Source organism: Reichenbachiella sp., from assembly GCF_965233835.1.
GTDB lineage: Bacteria > Bacteroidota > Bacteroidia > Cytophagales > Cyclobacteriaceae > Reichenbachiella.
The window spans coordinates 1,065,790-1,091,109 of record NZ_OZ247585.1 but is presented as its reverse complement, the minus strand read 5'-3'; the positions used below and the strand labels follow the sequence as shown (position 1 = coordinate 1,091,109).

Below are 25,320 nucleotides of genomic sequence, written 5' to 3'. Positions count from 1 at the left end.
AAAAATTCATCCATGACGCTACTAGATAAAATAAAGACCCTCTCTGCATCCCTTCACAAGGAAACCATCGCCAACAGGCATCACATTCATGCGAACCCTGAGCTTTCATTTCAGGAAACTGAGACTGCCAAATATGTCATCACTCAACTGGAAGGATTTGGCGTGAAAATCAAATCTGGTATTGCTGGAAACGGTATAGAAGCCATCATAGAAGGAAAGAATCCAGCCAAAAAAGTAATCGCTTTAAGAGCTGACATGGATGCACTCCCGATTGTAGAAGACAGCGACAAACCCTATAAGTCAAAAAACGAAGGGGTCATGCACGCATGTGGTCATGATGTACACACGTCTTCCCTTTTGACTACAGTCAATATATTAAATCAAGTCAAAGACGATTTTGAAGGAACTATCAAGTTCATCTTTCAACCAGGAGAAGAACTGTTTCCGGGCGGAGCTTCGTTGATGATTAAAGAAGGTATTCTGGAAAACCCAAAACCGAATGCTATCATTGGCCAGCATGTGATGCCGCTCGTACCAGTGGGAAAAGTAGGATTCCGTAAAGGCATGTATATGGCCAGCGCGGACGAGCTATATGTAACTGTAACCGGCAAAGGGGGCCATGGAGCCTTACCTGAACACAACGTTGACTCTGTGGTGATTGCTTCGCATATCATCATTGCACTGCAGCAAGTGGTCAGCCGGATGGCAGCCCCTAAAATCCCTAGTGTACTAAGCTTCGGAAAGGTTCAAGCCATGGGTGCCACCAATGTTATCCCCAATGAAGTGAAGATTGAAGGCACCTTTAGAACGCTTGATGAAGAATGGCGAAAAGAGGCCCATATCAAAATGAAAAAAATGGCCGAGGGCATGGCGGAATCTATGGGAGGTTCTTGTGACTTCAATATTCAAGTAGGTTACCCTTTTCTCAAAAACGATCCTGAATTGACGGAAAGGGCAAGACAGGCAGCAATAGCATACATGGGAAAAGAAAATGTCGTTGATCTTGATATTTGGATGGCTGCTGAAGACTTCTCTTATTACTCTCAAGAAGTGGATGCTTGTTTTTACCGATTGGGCACTAGAAATGAAGCTAAAGGCATTGTTTCAGGTGTACACACGCCTACTTTTGATATTGACGAAGACGCCTTGTCACACGGCCCTGGACTTATGGCCTGGTTGGCTATCAATGAATTAAATGCTTAATGAAACCAGACAGAAAGCTTATTGGTAAGGCACTGGGTCCTGCTTCATTTTTAATCATATATTTCTTGTTGCCTCTCGACGGTTTGAGTCAAGAAGGCAGAGCTGTATTAGCCACAACCGCATGGGTCGGTATCTGGTGGATGACTGAAGCCATTCCTATAGAAGCCACCGCTCTGTTACCCATGGTGTTATTCCCAGTCACTGGTGCCATAGATATGAAGGCCACTACTTTCCCGTATGCGCACCCGCTAATTTTTCTGTTTCTAGGAGGGTTCATGATAGCCATAGCCATCGAGAGATGGAATCTACACAAACGTATTGCCTTAAGCATTATCTCTCTCTTGGGCTCAAACCCGAGCCGCTTGATTCTTGGGTTTATGATTGCCACTGGTTTTTTATCCATGTGGATATCTAACACAGCCACCACACTAATGATGATTCCCATTGGCCTATCGGTCATCGCCAATTTAGATGAAGAGAAAAATTTCTCAAAAGCCCTTCCGCTGGCCATTGCCTACTCGGCTTCTATCGGGGGCATGGCTACCTTAATAGGAACTCCGCCTAACATTGTATTTGCAGGTGTGATCAAAGACACGTTTGGTATAGAAGTAAATTTCCTAGAATGGATGATGATTGGCCTTCCCTTTTCAATTCTCATGATAAGTATTACTTGGTTAGTACTAACCAAATTCTCCTTTAAAATATCACCCAACATGAACCTTTCCGGGGCGGGAATAGATGAAAAATTGGCCGAATTGGGACGAATGAGCATGGAAGAAAAAAGGGTCCTTGCCGTTTTTTCCTTCACTGCGTTCTGTTGGCTTACGAGAACCTATTTACTCAACCCAATCATACCAGGACTCAACGATACCACCATTGGTATTTTTGGAGGACTTTGTTTATTTCTTATCCCAAATACTGAAGGGGGAAAGCTGCTAAACTGGCAATTGATGAGCAAGGTACCCTGGGGAGTTTTAGTTTTGTATGGAGGAGGCTTGTCTATAGCAAACGCCGTAGCTAAAACGGATCTTGCTGCTTGGATTGGAGACTTGCTCAACCATTGGGGCAATCTGGAACTCGTGCTATTAATTCTACTTATAGTAGCTGCAGTCAATTTCATGACGGAGATTACTTCGAACATTGCTACAGCAAGCATGGTGCTACCCATATTGGCTGCACTTGCAGTTTCCATTGGAGCACATCCATATTATCTGATGGTTGGAGCGATTTTAGCCGCCTCATGCGCCTTTATGCTCCCTGTTGCCACAGCACCAAATGCCATTGCATTTAGCGCTGGAACTGTCAAAATGCAAGACATGATCAAGGCAGGAATTCTGCTCAATATATTATCCATTCTTTTAATAACATTGGTTGTTTACGTCGTGATGCCTTTAGTCTGGACGTTGGATATTTCTTCCTTTTTATCTTCTATCAACTAATCTCTTGTCTGACTGATATCCTTTATATTTATGCCACAAATGACAGCATAACAAGTGGATATTTTAAAGATTAGTAAATTAAAAGAAACCTTCACTGAGTACATAAGAGTGAAATTCGAGCTATTCAAGCTTGACCTTACAGAACACCTGTCTAATGTTTTGGCACAGATGATCGCCTATTTGGTCATTCTTGTGATCTCAGGATTGATGGTCACCTTTCTCAGCATTGCGCTTGCCCACTTTCTGAATTCTTTCTTTCAAAATGAAGCCATTGGCTATTTAATCGTTGCTGGCATTTACTTGTTGTTTTTGCTACTTGTTTTCTTTCTTCTAAAATCAGGAAAATTGAAGGCCTTTTTTGAAGCCAAACTGATGGAGAATATTTCTAACGAAAAATCAAATGACGAAACAAAGTAATCAATTGATCCCAACAAGAAGAGAGCAGTTACTGTCTAAGGAACGTAAGTTGGTTGCCGACCTAGAGGACGAGGCTAACGAAGTGGAGTCGAAACTAGAGAGCACGCTGAAAACTTTGGCTGTCGTAAGTGCCGGAGTACTGGCTGCTACGATCCTTTACAAATTAGTCACTCCAGAACCGAAGGTTAAAGAGAAGAAGAAAAAAGTAAAAGCATCGACAAGTAGACCGTCAGCAGTCACCGCGTCAGTGGTATCCATTGCTCTACAAAAATTAATACCTTTAGCCATAGAAAAATTCACTAAGTACAACAGCAATAACACCAAAGATGAAAAAGCTGCTGAATCAACTTCAAGACAGAAAAGCTAACAAGCAAAAGTCACTGGCTGTACTTATAGACCCAGATAAGGCTACCGATTTGGGCAAAATCATGAGACTGATCAACCTCTGTGTTGAAAACAAAGTGGATTATCTTTTGGCTGGTGGCAGCCTTATGACAAATGATAATTTTTCAAGAGTAGTTTCAATTATCAAGTCTAACTGCGAGATTCCTGTGATCATTTTCCCAGGTAACCACATTCAGATTGACTCCAATGCAGATGCGATCTTTTTACTTTCACTAATCTCTGGACGAAATCCAGATTTTCTTATCGGGCAACATGTATTAGCCGCTCCAGTTTTGAAAAAAAGTAAATTGGAAATCATTCCTATGGGCTACATGCTAGTGAATTCCGGAGCACCTACCTCGGCAAGCTACATGAGTAATACGGTACCTCTTCCTTCTAACAAACCAACAATTGCTGCATGTACCGCCATGGCTGGAGAAATGCTTGGTATGCAAACTATTTACTTGGACGCGGGCAGTGGCGCAGAGGATCCAATTCCTCAAAAGCTAATCTCAACTGTTGCCAGATCGATTGAAGTACCACTAGTAGTTGGTGGTGGATTAAATTCGATCAGTCGAGTGAATAAAGCACTAGAAGCTGGAGCCGATATGATTGTGATTGGAAATGCTATTGAAAAGGAAGAAAGTTTCTTGATTCAGGTCTCTGACAGAATACATTCCCTCAATGAAAAGTTAGACGTTCATTAACGTCTCTCTTCTTCTCATCTTTCCTGCAGGAATACCAAACATCATCTTGAACCTTCGACAGAAATATGCGGTGTCTTTGTAGCCGACTTCTTTGCCTATTTCTCGGATACTTTTCTTCGTAGTTCGAAGCATGTTGACAGCCATCTCCATACGTTGATATTCGATGTAATCCTGTGGATTGATACCTGTTAGCATTTTGAAATATTGACCTACATAATCTTCAGACACGTTAGCAACATTAGCCAGCACCTTGTTTGACAAATCCTCTTGTAGATTATCCTTGATGAAGGAGAAAATATCGATAAGTCGAGGGTCTTTAAAGTAGGTGGAATTTGTAGCAAGCTGCTCTACGAATAACCCTTTATTCAAAATGTGTCTGATCAGTTCCACCACAAGATGATCCGTTTCCAAGTTCACCACCCTAGCTTTACCTGGCGTATCAGAATAGATTTCTGTTACGATCAACTTCACCAGTGAAATAAGATTATGATTACCCTTAATCACAAAAGCCGGAATATCTAAGGACGCAAAGAAATTCACCGTATCAAAAACCTTCGCCTCGAAGTTGATCATGGTGATATTCTCATGCTCAGGCATTGGGTTAAACTCCTCACTGGTCTGGAAAAATTTCTCCTTATTGTTAATGAAGTCATCGTTGGATAAATTCATGGAATTGCCGCTACCATAGGACAATCCCACCATTTTTCCTCCTGGAACAAATAGGATTTCATTCTCTTTTACAAGCTCCTTTTCCTTCCCAAATCTCACCTCTCCTTTGTGCACATAGATGAACACATTTTCTACATCATAATAGTTTTCAACCGTAAGTGGTTGTAAAATATTAATATTCTTAGCTGAGATGAATCTTACGGATAGAGATTCAATGATCTTATTATAGTCCTCCATTGAATTATTTCGGAGTAGCCTTTCGAATCAGGCTAATTTCCATTGGTATTATTGTATAAATCTAATATAATGTATAATAAATACAAAGATTATAAATAAATTAATACCGAAGGACTATTTATACTATTTTAATATCTCTCGTGCAATTACGATTTTTTGTATCTCAGAAGTGCCCTCATAAATCTGTGTAATCTTGGCATCCCTCATCAATCTTTCCACATGAAACTCCTTAACGAAACCATACCCTCCATGCACTTGAACGGCCTCAACGGTAGTTTCCATAGCCACTTTAGACGCAAACAACTTAGCCATCGCGGCTTCTTTAACGAAGTCCTCTTTGCGATCTTTTTTTGCTGCTGCTTGCAAACATAACAGACGCGCAGCTTCAATATTCGTACCCATTTCAGACAATTTGAACTGAATACCCTGATGCTGACTGATAGGTTTTCCGAATGATTGACGCTCTTTAGAGTACTTTACAGCCAACTCCATAGCACCACTAGCGATTCCTAAGGCCTGCGATGCAATCCCTATTCTCCCTCCATTCAGTACTTGCATAGCCAATGAAAAGCCAAAGCCGTCTTCGCCAATTCTATTTTCCTTTGGCACTTTAACATCCTGAAACATTAGAGAATGAGTATCAGAACCTCTAATGCCCAACTTATTTTCTTTTGGCCCTATGGTGAAGCCTTCCATCCCTTTTTCTACAATCACTGCATTGATCCCTTTATGCTTCTTGTCCACATCAGTTTGAGCCATTACAATGTAAAAAGAGGCGCTACTACCGTTGGTAATCCAGTTCTTCGTTCCATTCAGCAAGTAGTGATCTCCTTTATCTTCGGCTGTGGTTCTTTGGGAAGTGGCATCTGACCCTGCTTCTGGCTCTGATAGACAGAAAGCACCAATGCACTCTCCAGTGGCCAACTTGGTCAAGTATTTCTGTTTTTGCTCTTCAGTTCCGAACTTTTCCAATCCCCAACACACCAATGAATTATTCACGGACATGACAACAGAACAAGAGGCATCTACTTTTGAAATCTCTTCCATTGCCAGCACATAGGAAACCGTGTCCATTCCCCCTCCATTATATTTTGGGTCAACCATCATTCCCATAAACCCAAGCTCACCCATTTTTTTGATCTGCTCAGCGGGAAACTGCTGTTTTTCGTCACGCTCAATCACACCTGGTAAAAGCTCTGTCTGAGCAAACTCTCTGGCTGCATCTCTAACTGCTAGTTGTTCTTCTGTTAGTGCAAAATTCATTTTGGGAATTGTTTTAGTTGCAAAATATAATTCGTTATTAAATCGCTACGCAAATCATTATTTTGAACAAGTATCGCATAGCCACATTTTCAACATATTATTCTGAATTTCAATAGTATGTATGCATACAAATATATAAAAAAAGGACTTGAACATTGTTCAAATCCTTTACAATATCTTGCGTTTGACGGGTCTAGTCTCTACTTCCCAAGAAAAGCATGACGAAATACAACAACTGAGTAATAGCCGCCAAAGCTGCAACCACATAAGTCATAGCCGCCCAATGCAAAGCATCCTTAGCCATATCATGTTCTTGACTGGTTACTATACCTCTCTGATCAATCCAAGCCAATGCTCGTTTTGATGCGTCAAATTCCACAGGCAATGTAACCAATGAGAACAGCGTAATTACAAACTGCGCAGCTACCACAACTAGAAATATGGTTTCCAGCCCAAATGAGTGCATAGCAAAGCCAAAAAAGAACATTCCAATAAGAATAAAGTTCAAAATTTTAGAACTTAAATTCTGAATTGGTACCATGGCCGATCTGAACTCCAAGAAACTATATGCTGTGGCATGTTGCACAGCATGCCCGCACTCATGGGCCGCTACTGCAGCCGCCGCGGCACTTCGTCCACCATAAACTTCTGGACTAAGGTTCACCGTTTTGTTGGATGGATTATAATGATCAGACAAATGACCTTCAACTGAAATCACCTGAACATCAGTAATCCCATTATCACGAAGCATCAGTTCTGCAATTTCACGACCAGAAAGCCCTGATTGCAAACCAATCTGAGAATACTTCTTGAACTTGCTTTTGAGCTTATTACTTACATAAAGCCCTACGACAAAAAAGACTAAAAATATGATCAACATTTTATATAAAATTTAATAATTCAACTTACCTAAATACACCTTACGACTCTAATGCCATTTCTGTTTTTCTATGACGAGCAATAAACACTGTTCCCAGTGCACTTATTCCTCCAAAAAACAAAACAGAAATGAGCTGAGAGGTATGAAGCAACGTAGCAAAAAACAAGCCACTCGTTGCTTCTATCCCATAAATAATAAGCACTCCACTCACCAACGTATGGTAGGCACCAATACCACCTTGTACCGGCATAGCCATTGCCACTCCAGCAGCAGCCAAAATTGATAGCCCCGCTCCAAAACCCAAATCTGACGTCTCGCTTATAGAGAAGAAAATCACAAAACTCATCAGATAGTAGAAAACCCAAATTCCAATCGTAGAGACAACAAACCCTGTAATGTTTTGCACCTTTCTAATGGATAAAAGTCCATTTACAATATCTGTTAGCACTCGATGAATTTTTTGAAGAAGGCTGTTCTCAAATTCATGATCTAGGATTCTTTTCAATATTAAGATTCCAACTACTCCTAAAATAAGAAGAGTACTGGCTATCAGAATTATGTTCATTGTATGATCCACTTCTGTATCCCATCCAACAGCTGATATGAAAAACTCATACACCCTATCGAATTCAACGAAAAAATCGAGAATCACGAGAGAAAGAAGGATTAAAAAATCTAACACACGCTCTGTTATCACAGTACCGAATGATATACTCATTGGAATTTTTTCATTGCGCTTCATAACCCCGCATTTTGTAACCTCTCCCAGCCTTGGGAATGCCAGATTGGCCAAGTAACCCGTCATTACCGCCAGAAATGTTCTTCCATCGGACAATCGATCGTAGCCCAATGGCTTCAGCATAAGATTCCACCTATAAGCTCGTAGCCAGTGGCTTAGGAGAGAGAGTAGGATTGATAAAAATATCCACCAGTAGTTTACTCCTGACATCTTTTGGACCATATCCTCAAATGTGACGTCCTTAAATGCGAAATAGAATAGTACTCCAGCTAACAGGAGAGAAAAACTATATTTTATTATTGATGAAATTTTCAATCTTCTTGTTTTATGTACAAATTATCTATTAGCCGGACATCTCCAACGTAAGCGGCAATACAAATAGAGATACTACCTGCATCAGCTATTTTTTCTGCACTAATCATAGTATTTGAATTGACTGCCTCTAAATATTCTAGTTCAATACCGTCAATTCCTTCCAACTCCACTTTCACCGAAGTTAGCACTGAGCCTATCGATTCCCCTGCCAAAATTCTCTTCTTGGATGAGCTTAGAACTCTATAAATATTAGCTGCTAATTGCACTTCGTTACCCCTCAACCTAAGGTTTCTAGACGACATGGCCAGTCCATTACTTTCTCTTACAGTAGCCACCGAAACGATGTCAGATTGGATATTTAAATCCTTCACCAATTTCTTTATCACAGCCAACTGCTGCAGATCCTTCTGCCCAAAGAAGGCCTTATCTGGCTGGACTATATTTAAAAATTTAGAAACAATTATACCAACACCTGAAAAATGACCTGGCCTAAACGCTCCTTCCAACACAGTCTCAAGCACCCCAAAGTTCATGACCAATGTTTCCTCATCATCTGGATACATCTCATCTACCGAGGGGATAAAGGCAGCATCGCAACCGATCGAACCGAGCAAATCCGTATCTTTTTCGATCTGTTTTGGATATTTCAGTAAGTCATCGGAATTGTTAAACTGTGTTGGATTCACAAAAATGCTGCATACTGTTATATCACAAATATTGGTCGACTTTTTAATCAATTCAGCATGCCCGCTATGAAGAGCTCCCATGGTAGGCACCAAACCAATGGATAGGCCATCGGCCCGCTTTGAATCCAAATAGTGTCGGAGTTCAACTATACTATCAATTATTTCCATTATTTCCTGCTACTCAGCCAACTATATGTGCTTAAACTCCATTTCTCTGTTGAAAAAGATTCAAAAATAGTGTAATTTTGTGGTCATTTTGAAATTATCAAACTAAAAACACGGTTTATGTCAAAGTACAAAATACTCTATGTGGCAAGTGAAATTAATCCTTTTCTACAAACCACAGAAGTAGCCGATTTTGTGAGAGCATTGCCACAGGCGATGCAAGAGAGGGGAATGGAAATTAGGATATTGGTTCCAAGGTTTGGATTGATCAATGAAAGAAAAAACCGCCTACATGAAGTTGTAAGACTCTCAGGTATCAACATTGCCGTAGGTGACGAAGAAAAGCCGCTTATCATCAAGGTAGCTTCAATACCAAATGCCAAGCTTCAGGTATATTTCATAGATAACGAAGACTATTTTCACAGAAAATCAGTCTTTTTTGACAAAGAAGAAAATTTCCATGCAGATAATGACGAGCGCGCTATATTCTTCTGTAAGGGCGTGTTGGAGACAGTTAAGAAGCTGGGATGGTCTCCCGATATCGTGCATTGTAATGACTGGATGACCAGCTTGATCCCTCTTTACTTAAAAACAACCTATAAAAACGACCCAATCTTTAAGGATTCTAAGTCTGTTTTTACTTTATATGACAACGAATTTGAACACAAATTCGAAGGTGATCTTATCAACAAAGTGATGATGATGGACATCGAAGAGAGTATGCTAGAGCATCTCAACTCAAAAGATTTCGAAGGTTTTGTAAAGCTAGGCATCGAATATGCCGACGCTGTCATTAAGTCTAAGAATGAGACGAACAAAATTATCGACAAGTTGATATCTTCGGCTCCAAAAGATAAAAAAGTAGAAACCATTCAAAAAGACGACAACTTTTTAGACTCCTATTATAATTTATATAATGAACTTGTTGGATAAAAACTGGTATGGGTTACTGATACTCGTAACCCTAACCATTTTTTCATGTGAAGATGCCCATGACATTGGTTTGGGCTTAGATCCTGAGGGTCTAAGCGTAAAAGTTTTATACACAGAGATCCCTTTAGAGGCTACTAATGTGCGCATCGATAGTATTAGAACAAGCAATGACGTACGCTTATTAATTGGAAAAAGCTCAGATCCTACTTTTGGCACTACAACGAGTACGGCCTATTCTAGATTGACATTTTTAACAGCAATTCCAAGCAGCTCAATTTATGATGATGACTTAGCGGATTATGGACAGGATCCAATTGTGTACGATTCAATCGTTCTTAACTTGGATATTAAGAAGGTTCATTCCAATAACATTATTCCTAGTCAATCATTTGATATTTACCAAGTAGAGGACACCCTATATGCAGGTGCATTTTACTTATCAGATTTTAATGTCCCTTACAATTCGACTACACCTGAAGGATCAATAAGTTTCAATCTTAGCGAGTCAGAAATTGGTTATTTGGAAGATGACAGCACATACTTACTTTCATTTAGATTAAATGATAGTATGGGAGAAAAACTTATGGGATACGTCAAAGACGAAAGCATAAGTCTAAATGCATCTACTTGGTATGATTACAAGGGCATAGCTATTGTTCCAGACCCTTCAAATACAGCACTCATTGGAATTAGTCCAAATGACTCTACATCCATTAAAATACATTATCACATACAGGATTATTATGAGGAAAGTGGCGTAGTAAAAGATTCGTTGTTCGAATCCTACACGATGGATTTAACACTTGGAGGAAGCGGGTTGTACTATTCTCAAATATCTACGGATCGTAGCGGATCATTGATGATGGCAGAAAACGGAGATTATAATGAGTTTCTGGTGAATGATGGAAACATCTATTTACAACCCGCTAGTGGGATCTTCCCTAAAGTAGACTTGACAGCGCTGACTGATTTTTTTGATGCAAATCCTAATATTCAGGTCAATAGGATGGAATTTGCATTAGAAACACAGGAAAATTCTCAATTCTATGCTAACACTCCCAATATGAGATTTATGTTCGTTGACAATGAGGACGGTTCCAAAATTAACTCGCAAGGGTTAATTGCAAATCAACTCCTAACTACCACAATTCTTACCGACAATGGATATTTGGCAGGGACCTCGGAGGTGCTAACAACAGAACTTGATAACACCACACTTACTTATCAGGGAATTCCAACTTTGTTTGGTCAATTAGTGGAGAATCAAACACTTGAGGTCGATCATGCGATTTTAATGCCAACAGATATAACAACTCCGGATTTTTCAATCTTTGACGAAGAAACAGGCTTTAGAATAAAACTTTATTATACTCTCCCCGATTAAGTACATATGTGTGGAATTGTAGCTTATATAGGTCAGCAAGAGGCCTTCCCTTTAATTATTAAAGGGTTAAAAAGACTTGAATATAGAGGATATGATAGCACTGGTGTCTCTGTTTATGATGGCGACTTAAAAATCTATAAAAAGGCTGGAAAAGTAGCAGAGCTTGAATCATCAGTTGCAGGGCAATCTATAGTAGGAACCATTGGCATTGGCCATACCAGGTGGGCAACACATGGTGAACCAAATGACAAAAATGCTCACCCTCACTTTTCAGCTGACAGGTCATTATCTATTATCCACAATGGTATCATAGAGAATTATGACACCATTAAAGAACAGTTGCTTTCTAAAGGCTATTCATTTGAAAGTGACACGGATACCGAAGTTCTCATTACTTTCATCGAGGATATAAGAAAACAAAATGGAGCCAGTCTTGAGCAGGCTGTTCGCTCGGCTCTTCATGCCGTAGAAGGTGCCTATGCCATTGTCATTCTAAATAAAGAGAACCCAGACCAGCTAATAGCCGCAAGAAAGGGAAGTCCAATGGTTCTCGGAGTTGGAAATAACGAATATTTCATTGCCTCTGACGCTACTCCCATTATTGAATACACCAATGAGGTGGTTTATCTGAAAGACCGCGAAATTGCCATTGTCAATAGAGACAATTTCAAAATCACCAATATCGACGACGTAGAGCAAACGCCTTACATTCAAAAGGTAGAAATGAAACTGGAGGAGTTGGAGAAAGGCGGATATGAGCATTTCATGCTTAAGGAAATATTCGAACAGCCCAACTCCATCGCAGATAGTATGCGAGGACGCCTGGATGCCACCAATGGTAACCTTACCCTGGGGGGCATCTACGAATATTCTCAGGCACTTATAAATGCTCGGCGAATTATAGTTCTGGCCTGCGGCACCTCATGGCACTCCGGTCTGGTTGCGGAATATCTGTTTGAAGAATATTGTAGAATTCCTGTTGAAGTGGAATACGCTTCAGAGTTTCGCTATAGAAATCCAGTCATCCACGAAGGAGATATTGTAATCGCCATTTCCCAATCTGGTGAAACAGCTGATACTTTGGCGGCCATTGAATTGGCCAAATCTAAAGGCGCCATCATATTGGGAATTGTAAACGTGGTAGGCTCATCCATTTCAAGAGTAACTCATGAAGGGGCTTATCTGCATACAGGGCCCGAAATTGGGGTTGCCAGCACAAAAGCATTTACAGGTCAATTGTCTGTTTTGACAATGATCGCGTTAAGTGTCGCTCACAAAAAAGGGACCATTACGCAAACACGCTACAAAGAGCTACTCGTTGAGTTGTCTAACATACCTGCTAAAATCAAGGAAGTGTTGGACAACAATGCCGTGGTGGAAGAAATAGCAGAGCGATTCAAAGACGCCAAGAATTTTATCTATTTAGGGCGAGGATATAATTTCCCTGTGGCTTTGGAAGGAGCGCTGAAGTTGAAAGAAATTTCCTACATACATGCCGAAGGTTACCCCGCAGCAGAAATGAAACATGGTCCCATTGCATTGATCGATGAAGAAATGCCAGTGGTCTTCATTGCCACCCGTGACAGCTCATATGACAAAGTAGTGTCCAACATTCAAGAAGTAAAAGCAAGAAAGGGAGTAGTGATTGCCGTAGTGACTAAAGGAGACGCCTTGATTCCTGCACTTGCTGATTATATCATTGAAGTGCCTCCATGTGAAGAAGCTTTGATGCCTTTGGTATCTGTCATTCCATTACAATTACTTTCCTACCATGTAGCTGTTATGCGTGGCTGCAATGTGGATCAACCAAGAAATTTAGCCAAATCCGTAACTGTAGAATAATCATGCACAAAATCATCAACACCGATAATGCTCCAGCACCCATTGGTCCTTATAGTCAATCTACTTTAGCTGGAAACACCCTTTATGTATCTGGACAAATCGCACTAGTTCCCGGTACTGACAAATTGTTACTTGATAGTATCGAAGAAGAAACTCATCAAGTAATGAAAAACATGGGAGCCATATTAAAGGAAGCTGGTGCAGATTATTCTCATGTGGTCAAGTGCTCTATATTCGTGAGTGACATGGGCAATTTTGGGAAAATCAACGGCGTGTATGGAGAGTATTTTACTAGCAACCCTCCCGCGAGAGAAACTGTGGAAGTAAGCTGTCTACCGAAAAATGTTAATGTGGAAATTTCCTGCATTGCCATCATATAATCTAGCCTGAAATATTGATAAATTTGCCGTGCCGGATATCCTCCGGCATATTTTTTTGTAAACATTTGATCGATGAGTAACGAAGTAAGAGTAAGATTTGCACCTAGTCCAACAGGAGTCCTTCACATTGGTGGCGTACGAACTGCATTGTACAATTATCTGTTTGCTAAAAAGCATGGGGGGAAATTTATCCTAAGAATAGAAGACACTGATCAATCACGCTTTGTGGAAGGAGCCGAAAAATACATCAAAGACTCCTTGGCTTGGTGTGGCATTGAGATTGACGAAGGCACTGATCAAGGAGGAGATTACGCACCATACAAACAGTCTGAACGTAAGAATCTATACGCAAAATACGCGCAACAAATGATCGATGAAGGTACGGCCTATTATGCCTTCGATACAGCTGAGGAGTTGGACGAAATGCGTGAAACGCTCAAAGCAGCCAAGGCCAACTCTTTGAATTATAACTCGATCACTCGAAATACAATGAAAAATTCGCTGACTCTGCCTGCTGAAGAAGTACAAAAGCGACTAGACTCCGGGGAACCATATGTAATTCGAATTAAAGTACCTGCTAAAGAAGATATTCGATTGAATGACATGATCCGAGGATGGGTCAATGTCCATACCTCTACCATGGACGATAAGGTACTCATGAAATCCGATGGCATGCCTACTTACCACCTGGCCAATGTGGTAGATGACTATCTAATGAAAATCACTCATGTGATTCGTGGGGAAGAATGGTTGCCATCTGCCCCACTGCACGTTTTACTTTATCGATATTTAGGTTGGGGAAAAGACATGCCGAAATTTGCCCACCTACCTTTATTATTGAAGCCTGATGGAAACGGCAAACTCAGTAAAAGAGACGCTGCCAAAAATGGCTTTCCAATTTTCCCTATGGAATGGAAAGTAACCGAGGAAGACGCGTCATTGAAAGGATTTAAAGAAGAAGGTTACCTGAGTCAGGCCTTTGTCAACTTTCTTGCATTGCTTGGATGGAATCCCGGAACTGAGAACGAAATTTTCAGCTTAAATGAATTGGTAGAAGCATTTACCATAGAACGAATCAGCAAGGCGGGAGCCAAATTCGACATTGATAAGGCTATTTGGTTCAACCAGCAGTATATCCGGAAAATGCAGCCTTCAGATTTAGCTACACTTCTGTCGAATCAAACAAAAGCAGCCAGTATATCTTGCGATGATTCAAAAGCATTGGCTATTGCCGAGTTGCTTCAAGAGCGCATCGACTTTATTCCAGACTTGCTTTCTAAAGGACAGTACTTCTTCTCCGCCCCAACTGAGTATGTGGATAAAGTAATACGTAAGAAATGGAAGGGTGAGGCAAAAGCAGTGTTTTCCACTTTTGTAGGAAAAATTGCTCATCAGAAATTAAAAGCTGAAGACTTTCAAACCACCTTGGAACAGTCAGCCGCTGAGAATGATACCAAGGTGGGCATGGTCATGCAAATATTGAGAGTAGCCATCACTGGCGAAGCAGGCGGGCCCGACCTTATGAAGATCATGGAAGTGCTCGGAACAAATGAAGTGACTGATCGTATAAAAAAGGCAACCAACGCTTTTGATCAGGCAACCAACAATGAGTAAAAAAGACAAAAAGAAAAAACCAAATGTCAATCCCGAATTAGAGGGATTCGAGGTCAACATTAATTCTTTCGGAGAAATCAAGTCCTCACTAAAAATTGATGAACTCAATCAATTTCTGAATAAAAATGTCGAAGACAAAAAACTGAGGGACCGAGATGATCTGAGTGACACTAAAACTAATTCCTAAACTTAAATTACACCCCACATGAGAAGCCATGAAATCGACTACGAAATCAAAGGCGAAAGCATTCAAATTGTTGAAGTAGAGTTAGATCCCCGAGAAACCGTGGTAGCAGAGGCAGGTGCCATGCTATTTATGGAAGACGGCATTTCATTTGAAACCAAAATGGGAGATGGGTCTGAACCGAATCAGGGATTTTTAGGGAAACTGGTGTCAGCCGGCACCCGAGTTTTGACTGGTGAATCGCTGTTCATGACACACTTCACCAACCACGGAGCAGGAAAGAAAAAAGTAGCATTCTCAGCTCCCTATCCTGGCACAGTAATCCCAATCGATCTACAACAATCACCAAATCAGGAACTCATTGTCCAAAAAGATGGATTCCTATGTGCAGCACTAGGCACGAAGGTTTCTATCACACTCAACAAAAGATTGGGCTCGGGCTTAATCGGAGGAGAAGGTTTCATTTTGCAAAAACTTCAAGGTGACGGCATGGCCTTCGTGCACGCAGGAGGAACAGTCATCGAGAAACAACTCAATAATGAGACACTCAGGATCGACACAGGTTGTGTGGTGGCTTTTGAACCTACCCTCGACTTTGATATCCAATCCGCTGGAGGACTCAAGTCCATGGTGTTTGGCGGTGAAGGTATGTTTCTAGCCACTATGAAAGGAACTGGAAAAGTATGGCTTCAATCTATGCCTATCAGAAAACTCATACAGGCTATTGCTCCTTATGGTAAAAACTCAAGAAAGGAAGCCTCTTCCATTCTAGGAGATTTCTTGGAGTAATATCGGGAATCCGTCATTGCCCGATTGATTTAGAGGCACGCCTAGTACATACGCTGTCAAAATATCAATTCAGGCAATCTGTAATTCATGGCAGACTGCCCTTGTGCGTATCTGCCTTAAAGAACAGATCCCCCGAACACTCCTTCGTCGCATCGGAGGATGACGATAGTTAAAATGAAGTCTTTGCAGTCATTTCAATTCGAGTAAAAATGAAGCATATTTGCGACACAATTTGATACTCAGATAACCCATTACAAATGACTAAAATTGGCATCCTCAAAGAAGGTAAAATTCCAATCGACCGACGTGTAGCTATCATTCCATCGCAAGCCAAACTAATTAAGGAGAATTTCTCTGAGCTTGATTTAGTTTGCCAGAAAAGTGATATCAGATGCTTTTCGGATGATGACTACCAAAATGAAGGAATTGAATTGGTGGATGCTGTAGATGACTGCGATGTCATATTTGGCGTTAAGGAGGTCCCATTAGGCAAACTGATTCCTAATAAAACATACTTCTTTTTTTCTCACACGATCAAAAAGCAAGAGTACAATCGGGAGTTGCTCAATGAAGTACTAGATAAAAACATCAGACTCATTGACTATGAAACCTTGACTGATGCCAACAGTCAGCGCATTATTGCGTTCGGTAGATATGCAGGTATCGTAGGTGCATATAACGGCATTTGGTCCTTCGGAAAAAGATATAACCTCTTCAATATCAGACGAGCACATGAGTGCTTTGATTTAGAAGATATGAAGACGGAATTTAACAAGGTAAAGCTTCCCAATATTAAAATTGTTATCACTGGTGGTGGCCGTGTGGCCAAGGGCGCCATGGAAGTTTTATTAGGATTGAACATTCGAAAGGTTACTCCTGAAAGATTTGTGAATGAAGACTTTCAAGAACCAGTTTTTACTCAGTTGAACAGTAGAGATTATAACAAGCACAAAGAAGGAAAGGAATTTACAAGATCAGAATTTTTCGAACATCCGGAAAATTTTGAATCTGATTTTTATCAATACGCCAAATGCGCAGACCTTTTGATTGCTTGTGCCTACTGGCATCCAGCTGCACCGGTGCTTTTCACTCGAGAAGAGGCGACTCATAGAGATTTCAAAATCAACATCATTGCAGATGTAACCTGTGATATTGAAGGTTCAATTCCATCTACTATTCGTCCGGCAACTATCGATGAGCCAGTATTTGACTATGACCCAACCACAGGTCAAGAGATGCCTCCGTTTTCTGATGAAGGAAATATTTCTGTGATGTCAGTGGACAATCTGCCTTGCGAGTTGCCTAGAAATGCCTCTGAAGACTTTGGAAAAGAATTGGTAAACAATGTACTTCCGTGTTTACTAGGAGATGACCCTGATAAAATAATTGAAAGAGCAACGATTGCTGAGAATGGGAAATTGACCTCTCACTATGATTATTTACAAGATTATGCAGACGGTAAAGAGTAAAAGTTCAAATAACTAACTGCACATATTCGAAAGTCTCTCAACTAATATATCTTTGCAATCCTTCTAACAAAAGGTAATTTATGGCTTGGTTTAATAGAAAAGACAAAGGCATCCAGACGCCTACAACTGCAAAAAAAGAAGCTCCTGATGGGCTGTGGTACAAAACCCCTAGCGGTAAAATTGTTCACATGCGAGAGCTCAAAAACAATTCGTACGTAAGTCCTGAAGATGACTATCATGTAAGAATTGGCTCTAAGGAGTACTTTGAAATTTTGTTTGACAATAACGAGTTTAAAGAACTGGATGCTGAAATGACTTCAGCCGATCCTTTGAACTTTACAGATTCAAAACCTTATCCTACTCGAATAGCTGCTACTCAGAAAAAATCAGGGTTAAAAGATGCTGTAAGAAGTGCAGTTGGAAAAATGCACAACAAGGATATCGTGATCGCATGTATGGACTTTAGCTTTATTGGCGGTTCTATGGGGTCGGTAGTTGGAGAAAAAATTGCCAGAGCTATCGATTACTCTCTAAAGAACAAAGTTCCATTTTTGATGATCTCAAAATCGGGAGGTGCTAGAATGATGGAAGCCGGTTTCTCTTTAATGCAAATGGCGAAGACTTCAGCAAAATTAGCACTATTGTCAGAGGCCAAAATTCCTTACATCTCATTATTGACAGACCCCACTACAGGCGGGGTAACGGCTTCATATGCTATGCTAGGTGACTTCAATATCGCTGAGCCTGGTGCGTTGATTGGATTTGCAGGGCCACGGGTGATTAGAGAAACCATCGGAAAAGATCTACCAAAAGGCTTTCAAAGCGCTGAGTTTGTCTTAGATCATGGATTCTTGGATTTTATAGTAGATAGAAGAAGCCTGAAAAGAAAATTAACTACGTTATTAGAGCTATTGGAGAACTAGATTCTTAAATGACTCATAACAAAAAGGGCTTCAAGTTTTCACTTGAAGCCCTTTTTGTTTCTTTAGATCCTTTTTCTCAGGCCTCTACTTCAACCGTTTCTGTTTGAACAGCAGAGTCTTGATTTTCCTCCTCTTCTTCTTCATGGAAGAATTTCTTCTGAAAGATAAGTATAGCAAATACCCCAACAAATATGGAGGCGTCTGCTACGTTAAATACAGGCCACAGCGACATATACTTACCTCCCATAAAAGGCATCCAATCGGGAACATGACCTTCCCAAATATCAACATAGAACATGTCAACCACCTGACCATAGAACCAGGGCGTAGGAGAACCTACAGGTGCATTATCCAAAAACACTCCATAGAAAGTACTATCAATTACATTCCCTATCGCTCCGCCTAAAATCATAGCTATACAAATCAGCATACCCTTGTGGACGCCTTTGTTGATAAGTGTGTAGAGGTAATAACCAATACCTACCATGGCAACCAACCTAAATAACGTCAAGAACAATTTACCATATTCGGTTCCCAACTTCATTCCAAATGCCATTCCCGGATTAGTGAGGTAGTACAGCTTGAAAAAATCACCAATGACATGAATTTGACCAGGCATTCCCATATCCATATTGAAATGAACCAATAGCTTCACCACCTGATCCAATAGAATGATCCCCAAACTCAGCAAATAATATTTATAATACTTCACGCTATTTTCTTCTTATTTTACAACATTTAGTTTCACAGCCACCTCAAACTCATCCATCTCCAAAGCTTGCCCCCCTTCCAATTCTGAAACGAGGTTCAATTCATTAGCTTGTGTCTCTTGGCAAATATAATCCTTAAACGAATCGACAGAAGCCTTCAACAATTCATCAGAACCCTGCAGCTGCACCGCGATCTTATCCTGGACCTCAAGTCCACTGTCTTTTCTCAAATTTTGAATTCTATTCACTAAATCTCTGGCCACACCTTCTTGTTTCAACTCATCAGACAATTGAATATCCAAGGCTACGGTCAATCCATTTTCAGAGGCCACTAACCAACCCGGAATATCCTGTGAACTGATCTCAACATCCTCTAACGTTAAATTTATTTTTTGGTCGCCCAAGTCCAATTCAAAACTGTTGTTTGCCTCTAAATTCGTGATGTCATCCTTTGTGAAAGCCCCTATCTTCTGAGATATCTCTTTCATTCTTGGACCGTGTTCTTTACCCAGCTTTCTGAAATTAGGCTTGATAGACTTGACCAGAATACCCGAAGTGTCATCCAAAAACTCAATGGCCTTTACATTTACTTCATTTAGGATCAATTCCTCAACCGCTTTCACATGAGTAGCCGTGTCTTTATTTAACACAGGTATCATGATTCTAGACAATGGTTGACGTACCTTCAACTTTTCCTTCTTTCTCAAGGAATGAACCAAAGAGGAAATCTTTTGTGCCATTTCCATTCTGATCTCAAGAGATTTGTCGATCAAATCAGGATTGGCTTCTGGATAGTTTGAAAGATGCACTGAATCATGAGATTCATGTCCTGACACGGCATTCAAGTCATTATACAAGCGATCCATATAAAACGGCGCAATCGGAGCAGCTAGTTTTGCAATGGTTTTCAAACAAGTATAAAGCGACTGATAAGCAGCCATTTTATCGTCATTGTATTCACCTTTCCAGAATCGTTTCCTGTTCAGGCGCACGTACCAGTTGCTCATGTCGTCGATAACGAAATCTTGAATCATACGAGCAGCTTTGGTAGGCTCATACTCATTGTAGGCCTCATCTACCTGACCAATCAGCGTATTCAACTTACTGATAATCCAACGATCACTTTCTGTCTTTTTCGTATTATCTACTTCGCTTTCGCTAAAACTGAAATTGTCCAGGTTAGCATATAATGCGAAGAAGTTATAAGTATTATAAAGCGTTCCGAAGAACCTTCGCTGCACTTCGGCAACTCCCTCAATATCGAACTTTAAGTTGTCCCAAGGGTTGGCATTGGAGATCATGTACCAACGAGTAGCATCCGGTCCATATTTAGCCAAAGTCTCAAATGGATTCACTGCATTGCCCAAGCGCTTTGACATCTTGTTACCATTCTTATCAAGTACCAGACCGTTGGCTATCACATTTTTAAAAGATACTTTGTCAAATAGCATAACAGCAATAGCATGAAGCGTAAAGAACCAGCCTCTAGTCTGATCCACTCCCTCAGCGATAAAATCCGCAGGGTACACATCGCTCAGTCCTCCTTCTGCCTGAGTATCGGCTGTAGGGTCATCTCCCATAAAATGGAACTGTGCATATGGCATCGCCCCAGAATCAAACCACACATCGATCAAGTCTGGTTCACGAGTCATTCTTTTACCAGAATCACTTACCAAAACTATATCGTCTACATAGGGCCTGTGCAAATCAAAGTCTTCTCCTAACTCCTCAGTCATAAAGCCTGCTTCGATGGACTTTCTCACTTCTCCTTCCAATTCAGCAATTGAGCCAATACATTTCTGCTCTTGTCTATCTTCAGTTACCCAGATAGGCAATGGCGTACCCCAATATCTTGATCTACTCAAGTTCCAGTCCACCAGATTCTCCAGCCAGTTGCCAAATCTACCGCTACCGGTTGAAGCCGGCTTCCAGTTGATAGTATTGTTCAGTTCAACCAGTCGATCCTTGTAGGCTGTAGTTTTGATAAACCATGAGTCTAAGGGATAGTACAATACTGGCTTGTCAGTTCTCCAGCAATGCGGATAGCTGTGTTCGTATTTTTCTACTTTAAAAGCTCTGTTGGCTTCTTTCAAATGGATGGCAATAAGAACATCCGTAGGCTTAAAACCGTCCGCTTTTCTTTCTTCGTCTGAGTAATATTCTTCTTTCACATATTTCCCTGCGAAGTCGGTAACTTCTGGAATGAATCTACCCTGCTTATCTACCAAAGGAATATCATCTCCCTTTTCATCTTTCGCTACAACAGGTGGTACACCCGCTGCTTTGGAAACAAAGTAATCATCTGCCCCAAAAAGGGCTGCTGCGTGTACGATACCCGTACCATCTTCCGTCGTTACATAATCTCCAGGGATTACCTTGAATGCATTGACTTCCAGGTCCTCATTAGTCACATACGGGAACAATTGCTCGTATCGAATATCCAGCAAATCAGCACCCGTATATTCTGCTTCAATGTTCCAAGGAATCAGCTTGTCCCCTCCGTTATAATCTTCCAAAGCAACCTCTTTCGCCTTTTCAGAAAAATACTTTCCTACTAAGTCCTTGGCAAGGATTACAGAAATAGGTTTGAAGGTGTACTGATTGAAAGTTTTCACTTTCACGTACTTTATTTTTTTACCAACTACCAATGCTCCATTCGAGGGCAATGTCCAGGGTGTGGTTGTCCAGGCCAAAAAGAATAAATCCTCTTCTCCATCAAACAACTTAGCTGAAAGATCAGATTTTTTTACCTTGAATTGAGCAACAACGGAAGTGTCTTTTACATCTCTATAAGTCCCTGGCTGGTTCAACTCATGTGAACTCAAACCAGTTCCTGCAGCTGGAGAAAAAGGCTGAACCGTATAACCTTTGTATAAAAGGCCCTTGTCATAAAATTTCTTCAATAGATGCCATAAACTTTCGATGTAGTCCTTCTCGAAAGTAATGTACGGATCGTCCAAGTCAACCCAGTAACCCATCTTCTCAGTCAGGTCATCCCATTGATCTTTGAACTTCATTACTGCCTCACGGCATTTGGCATTATATTCCTCTACAGAGATTTTAGAACCGATGTCTTCTTTAGTAATACCCAGCTCCTTTTCAACCTGAAGTTCAACAGGAAGACCATGCGTATCCCAGCCCCCTTTTCTTTTTACCTGATAACCTTTGAGCGTTTTGTATCGACAAAAAATATCTTTTACGGCACGGGCCATCACGTGGTGAATCCCTGGTGTACCGTTGGCCGATGGAGGACCTTCGTAAAACACAAAGGTTTCTGCACCTTCTCTCTCATCTACAGACTTCTGGAATACATCATTTTTCTTCCAAAACTCTAATACCTCATCTGCAACCTCAGCGTAATTGATATTCTTATATTCTTTGTAACTCAATGTTTTATTTTCTAATACGTATTAAAAAATGATTTCTAACTCAGTATGGGTTAATTAGACTCTTTCACTTCGATCATATCCAAATCGATCTCTTCATCTTCCCTCTCATCATAGAATTCTGGATATTTCTCAATCAGCGGATGACTGTGCGTATCTCTACTACCTTTATCAAACCTTAGTAAAAGCGCAGGCAACACAATCAAATTGGTCAACATAGCCATGAGTAAAGTAGTTGATGTCAGTGCTCCCAAAGCAACAGTTCCCCCAAACTCCGATGCCGCAAAAATCACAAAACCGAAAAAGAGAATAATAGAAGTATAGATCATACTCGCCCCAGTTTCCCTTAGACTCTTACTAACTGCAACTGGTACAAAAAAGTTGTTGGCAAACAGCTCCTGTCTGTACTTGGCTAAAAAATGGATAGAATCGTCTACTGAAATACCAAAAGCGATACTAAAGATCAACGCCGTACTTGGTTTCAACGGAATGCCTGCAAACCCCATCATTCCTCCTGTGATCATCAGTGGAATTATATTTGGGATCAAACACAAAATGATCATTTTGAAATTTCTGAATAATACCGCCATGATCAAAGCAATAATGAAAAATGCAATGATCATACTGGTGATCAAATTATCAATCAAAAATTTATTGCCTTTAATAAATAGTAAAGTGGTTCCAGTAATGGAAACTTTCATTTTGGTATCGCCGAATATTTCATCAATCTTGGGTTGAATCACATCATTGACCAACACATCCAATTTGTTAGACCCAATGTCTGCAATCTTCAGAGACACTCTAATCTTTTGCCCTACGCTATCTACGAATGCCTTTGAAATGCCTTGTTGGTCTGACTCCTTTTTCAAATACCTGAAGATGAAATTCTTATCCCGATTGTTTGGAAGTGCATATTTGCTAGGATTATCATTATAAAAGGCCTGTCGGGTCGCTTTGATAAAACTAACCACAGAAAGCGGTTGTGAAACATTGTCCAGTGAATTGAGGAAAGTTTCAAACTCATCAATCTTCTTCAGATTCTTGAGACTTTGAACTCCTTTTTTCGTGCCTGTATCGATGATAATCTCCAAAGGCATAACTCCGGAAAAATTATCCTCAAAAAACTTCAAGTCTTGTTTCACTTGACTTTCTTCAGGCAGATCATCAACCATATATGACCTCGCTTCTATCTTCGAGATTCCGTAGCCAGAGAGTACCACAATAATTGCAGCTGCCCCAAATATGTAGTATTTGTGTCGGTGCACTAGGAGGTCCAACCCAGTTAAAACCTTATCTAACGGAACAAATTCCAAATGCTTCAAATGTCTACTTGATGGCGGTTTCAAAAAAGAAAACACTGCTGGTATCATGATCAGACTTACCACAAACGTGGCAAGAATATTCACTCCAGCAATAACCCCAAACTCCCGTAGTACAACGATATCCGTGAAGGCCAACACTAAAAATCCAACAGCCGTCGTAAAGTTTGTTATCAACGTAACGATGCCTATTTTTCGAATAATTCTCTCGAGTGCTTTTCTCTGATCACCATGCTGAAAATATTCCTGGTGATATTTATTGAGCATGTATACTGCATTAGGGATCCCGATGACAACAATAATTGGAGGAATCAAGCCGGTCAACAAGGTGATTTCATAGTTAAACAGCGCGAGCGTACCCATTACCCAGACTACTATCATTCCGATAATAAAGAGTGCCACAAACACCACCTTGAATGATCTGAAAAAGAGAAAGAGAATAAATCCCGTGACTATCACGGAGAAAATGAGGAACATATTAAGTTCCTTTTTAATCTTTACTGTATTGATATATCGAACAAATGGGAGGCCTGCATATCTCAAATCGATACCAGTATGCTCTTTGTACTGCTCGGTAACCTGTAGAATATCTCCCACCACTGTGTTACGAGCCTTTGAGTTCATCACCTCGTTTTCTATGGTCACCAAAACCATATTAGCCCCATTTTCTGCATTGAGCAGCTGTCCACTATAAAACTTCAGACTCTGGCAATAAGCAATTAGACTATCAAGGTCACTCTGATCAGAAGGAACATCGTCAAAAACATTTCTTAACTCAAATCGATTGTCTTCTTTGTTTTTGACCAACCTCTTTAGACTTGGCAAACTCAATACATCCTTCACATACCTGATGCTAGCGAGCTCATCCGTCATGTACTTCAACTTTCGAAAGTTGTCCTCTTGGTAGACCGTGCTGTCTTTGATACCAATGGCCAGAATGTTGCCATCTTCCCCAAATTGTTTCTTGAACTCCTTGAAATATATCATTTCAGGGTCCGTTTTCGGAACGATATTAGCCAGACTAAATGACCATTTAACTTCTTGTGCTTTATAGGCCATGAAGCCTGTAATGCCAAAAAGTGCAAGGATCAATAAGAGCCTGTGCTTGAGTATGATTTGTGAAAGTTTATACCACATGAGCAAAAATGAATCTGCAAAGGTAAGGATTTTTACTATTTAAATAAGGCGTTGTTTTTTTAGTCTGACATCTTAAAAATTGCGATCTATTTTCGGATGTAAAGACTAAAATATTGATACAAAAAAAGGAGGAACATTCCTCCTTT

The 25,320-nt window shown here is 40.5% G+C and carries 22 protein-coding genes; 14 read left to right on the top strand and 8 right to left on the bottom strand.

Annotation, left to right across the window (positions count from 1 at the left end; genetic code table 11):
* Positions 1-12 precede the first annotated feature (12 nt).
* Genes ACO6S2_RS04640 through ACO6S2_RS04620 form a run of 5 tightly spaced genes read left to right on the top strand, consistent with a single transcriptional unit; the run spans position 13 to position 4,150 of the window.
* Positions 13-1,203 (top strand): M20 metallopeptidase family protein, encoded by a 1,191-nt coding sequence (locus ACO6S2_RS04640; protein ID WP_422361355.1) that lies wholly within the window; start codon positions 13-15, stop codon positions 1,201-1,203.
* Complete coding sequence (locus tag ACO6S2_RS04635) at positions 1,203-2,642, top strand: SLC13 family permease (protein WP_422361354.1); 1,440 nt, start codon at positions 1,203-1,205, stop codon at positions 2,640-2,642. The genes ACO6S2_RS04640 and ACO6S2_RS04635 overlap by 1 nt, the downstream gene beginning before the upstream one ends.
* A gap of 54 nt (positions 2,643-2,696) precedes the next feature.
* On the top strand, positions 2,697-3,059 hold the full coding sequence (locus ACO6S2_RS04630) for a phage holin family protein (RefSeq protein ID WP_422361353.1): 363 nt from the start codon (positions 2,697-2,699) through the stop codon (positions 3,057-3,059).
* Positions 3,043-3,426 carry a hypothetical protein gene (locus tag ACO6S2_RS04625; RefSeq protein WP_422361352.1) on the top strand — a complete coding sequence of 128 codons (384 nt, stop codon included), beginning with the start codon at positions 3,043-3,045 and terminating at the stop codon, positions 3,424-3,426. Before ACO6S2_RS04630 ends, ACO6S2_RS04625 begins: the two co-directional genes overlap by 17 nt.
* Positions 3,386-4,150 carry a geranylgeranylglyceryl/heptaprenylglyceryl phosphate synthase gene (locus tag ACO6S2_RS04620; RefSeq protein WP_422361351.1) on the top strand — a complete coding sequence of 255 codons (765 nt, stop codon included), beginning with the start codon at positions 3,386-3,388 and terminating at the stop codon, positions 4,148-4,150. Before ACO6S2_RS04625 ends, ACO6S2_RS04620 begins: the two co-directional genes overlap by 41 nt.
* Here the strand turns inward: ACO6S2_RS04620 and ACO6S2_RS04615 are convergent.
* The 5 genes from ACO6S2_RS04615 to panC form a co-directional block, all read right to left on the bottom strand.
* Positions 4,136-5,056, bottom strand: a complete 921-nt coding sequence (locus tag ACO6S2_RS04615; RefSeq protein ID WP_422361350.1) for a helix-turn-helix domain-containing protein — start codon at positions 5,054-5,056, stop codon at positions 4,136-4,138. The two genes, ACO6S2_RS04620 and ACO6S2_RS04615, sit on opposite strands and share 15 nt — an antisense overlap.
* A 123-nt stretch (positions 5,057-5,179) precedes the next feature.
* On the bottom strand, positions 5,180-6,319 hold the full coding sequence (locus ACO6S2_RS04610) for an acyl-CoA dehydrogenase (protein WP_422361349.1): 1,140 nt from the start codon (positions 6,317-6,319) through the stop codon (positions 5,180-5,182).
* Between the two features lie 193 nt (positions 6,320-6,512).
* Positions 6,513-7,199, bottom strand: a complete 687-nt coding sequence (locus ACO6S2_RS04605; protein ID WP_422361348.1) for a zinc metallopeptidase — start codon at positions 7,197-7,199, stop codon at positions 6,513-6,515.
* A 40-nt stretch (positions 7,200-7,239) separates the two neighbouring features.
* A complete protein-coding gene (locus ACO6S2_RS04600) occupies positions 7,240-8,253 on the bottom strand; it encodes a lysylphosphatidylglycerol synthase transmembrane domain-containing protein (RefSeq protein WP_422361347.1) in 1,014 nt (337 codons plus the stop codon).
* Positions 8,250-9,107 (bottom strand): pantoate--beta-alanine ligase, encoded by an 858-nt coding sequence (panC, locus tag ACO6S2_RS04595; protein WP_422361346.1) that lies wholly within the window; start codon positions 9,105-9,107, stop codon positions 8,250-8,252. The genes ACO6S2_RS04600 and panC overlap by 4 nt, the downstream gene beginning before the upstream one ends.
* 117 nt (positions 9,108-9,224) lie before the next feature.
* Here panC and ACO6S2_RS04590 point away from each other — a divergent pair, with 117 nt between their 5' ends.
* The 9 genes from ACO6S2_RS04590 (at position 9,225) to accD (ending at position 18,622) form a co-directional block, all read left to right on the top strand.
* Entirely contained in the window at positions 9,225-10,037 is an 813-nt protein-coding gene (locus tag ACO6S2_RS04590) for a glycogen/starch synthase (RefSeq protein ID WP_422361345.1), read from the top strand.
* Positions 10,021-11,421, top strand: a complete 1,401-nt coding sequence (locus ACO6S2_RS04585) for a DUF4270 family protein (protein ID WP_422361344.1) — start codon at positions 10,021-10,023, stop codon at positions 11,419-11,421. Before ACO6S2_RS04590 ends, ACO6S2_RS04585 begins: the two co-directional genes overlap by 17 nt.
* Positions 11,422-11,427: 6 nt before the next feature.
* Entirely contained in the window at positions 11,428-13,263 is a 1,836-nt protein-coding gene (glmS, locus tag ACO6S2_RS04580; protein WP_422361343.1) for a glutamine--fructose-6-phosphate transaminase (isomerizing), read from the top strand.
* A 2-nt stretch (positions 13,264-13,265) separates the two neighbouring features.
* Complete coding sequence (locus tag ACO6S2_RS04575) at positions 13,266-13,643, top strand: RidA family protein (RefSeq protein WP_422361342.1); 378 nt, start codon at positions 13,266-13,268, stop codon at positions 13,641-13,643.
* 72 nt (positions 13,644-13,715) lie between these two features.
* A complete protein-coding gene (gene gltX, locus ACO6S2_RS04570) occupies positions 13,716-15,257 on the top strand; it encodes a glutamate--tRNA ligase (RefSeq protein WP_422361341.1) in 1,542 nt (513 codons plus the stop codon).
* Positions 15,250-15,444: a hypothetical protein gene (locus ACO6S2_RS04565; protein ID WP_422361340.1), complete on the top strand. Its 195-nt coding sequence runs from the start codon at positions 15,250-15,252 to the stop codon at positions 15,442-15,444. Before gltX ends, ACO6S2_RS04565 begins: the two co-directional genes overlap by 8 nt.
* An 18-nt stretch (positions 15,445-15,462) precedes the next feature.
* On the top strand, positions 15,463-16,230 hold the full coding sequence (locus ACO6S2_RS04560; protein WP_422361339.1) for a TIGR00266 family protein: 768 nt from the start codon (positions 15,463-15,465) through the stop codon (positions 16,228-16,230).
* Between the two features lie 257 nt (positions 16,231-16,487).
* The gene (locus ACO6S2_RS04555; protein ID WP_422361338.1) at positions 16,488-17,699 is read left to right on the top strand and encodes an NAD(P)-dependent oxidoreductase; all 1,212 of its coding nucleotides are present in this window, start codon (positions 16,488-16,490) and stop codon (positions 17,697-17,699) included.
* Positions 17,700-17,779: 80 nt separating this feature from the next.
* Complete coding sequence (gene accD, locus ACO6S2_RS04550) at positions 17,780-18,622, top strand: acetyl-CoA carboxylase, carboxyltransferase subunit beta (RefSeq protein WP_422361337.1); 843 nt, start codon at positions 17,780-17,782, stop codon at positions 18,620-18,622.
* A gap of 76 nt (positions 18,623-18,698) precedes the next feature.
* Here accD and ACO6S2_RS04545 read toward each other — a convergent pair whose 3' ends face one another.
* From ACO6S2_RS04545 to ACO6S2_RS04535, 3 genes are read right to left on the bottom strand one after another with little or no spacing between them, the layout of a single operon-like run.
* On the bottom strand, positions 18,699-19,334 hold the full coding sequence (locus ACO6S2_RS04545; RefSeq protein WP_422361336.1) for a lipoprotein signal peptidase: 636 nt from the start codon (positions 19,332-19,334) through the stop codon (positions 18,699-18,701).
* A gap of 12 nt (positions 19,335-19,346) precedes the next feature.
* Complete coding sequence (gene ileS, locus ACO6S2_RS04540; protein WP_422361335.1) at positions 19,347-22,721, bottom strand: isoleucine--tRNA ligase; 3,375 nt, start codon at positions 22,719-22,721, stop codon at positions 19,347-19,349.
* A 50-nt stretch (positions 22,722-22,771) separates the two neighbouring features.
* Complete coding sequence (locus ACO6S2_RS04535) at positions 22,772-25,174, bottom strand: efflux RND transporter permease subunit (protein ID WP_422361334.1); 2,403 nt, start codon at positions 25,172-25,174, stop codon at positions 22,772-22,774.
* Positions 25,175-25,320: the final 146 nt, after the last annotated feature.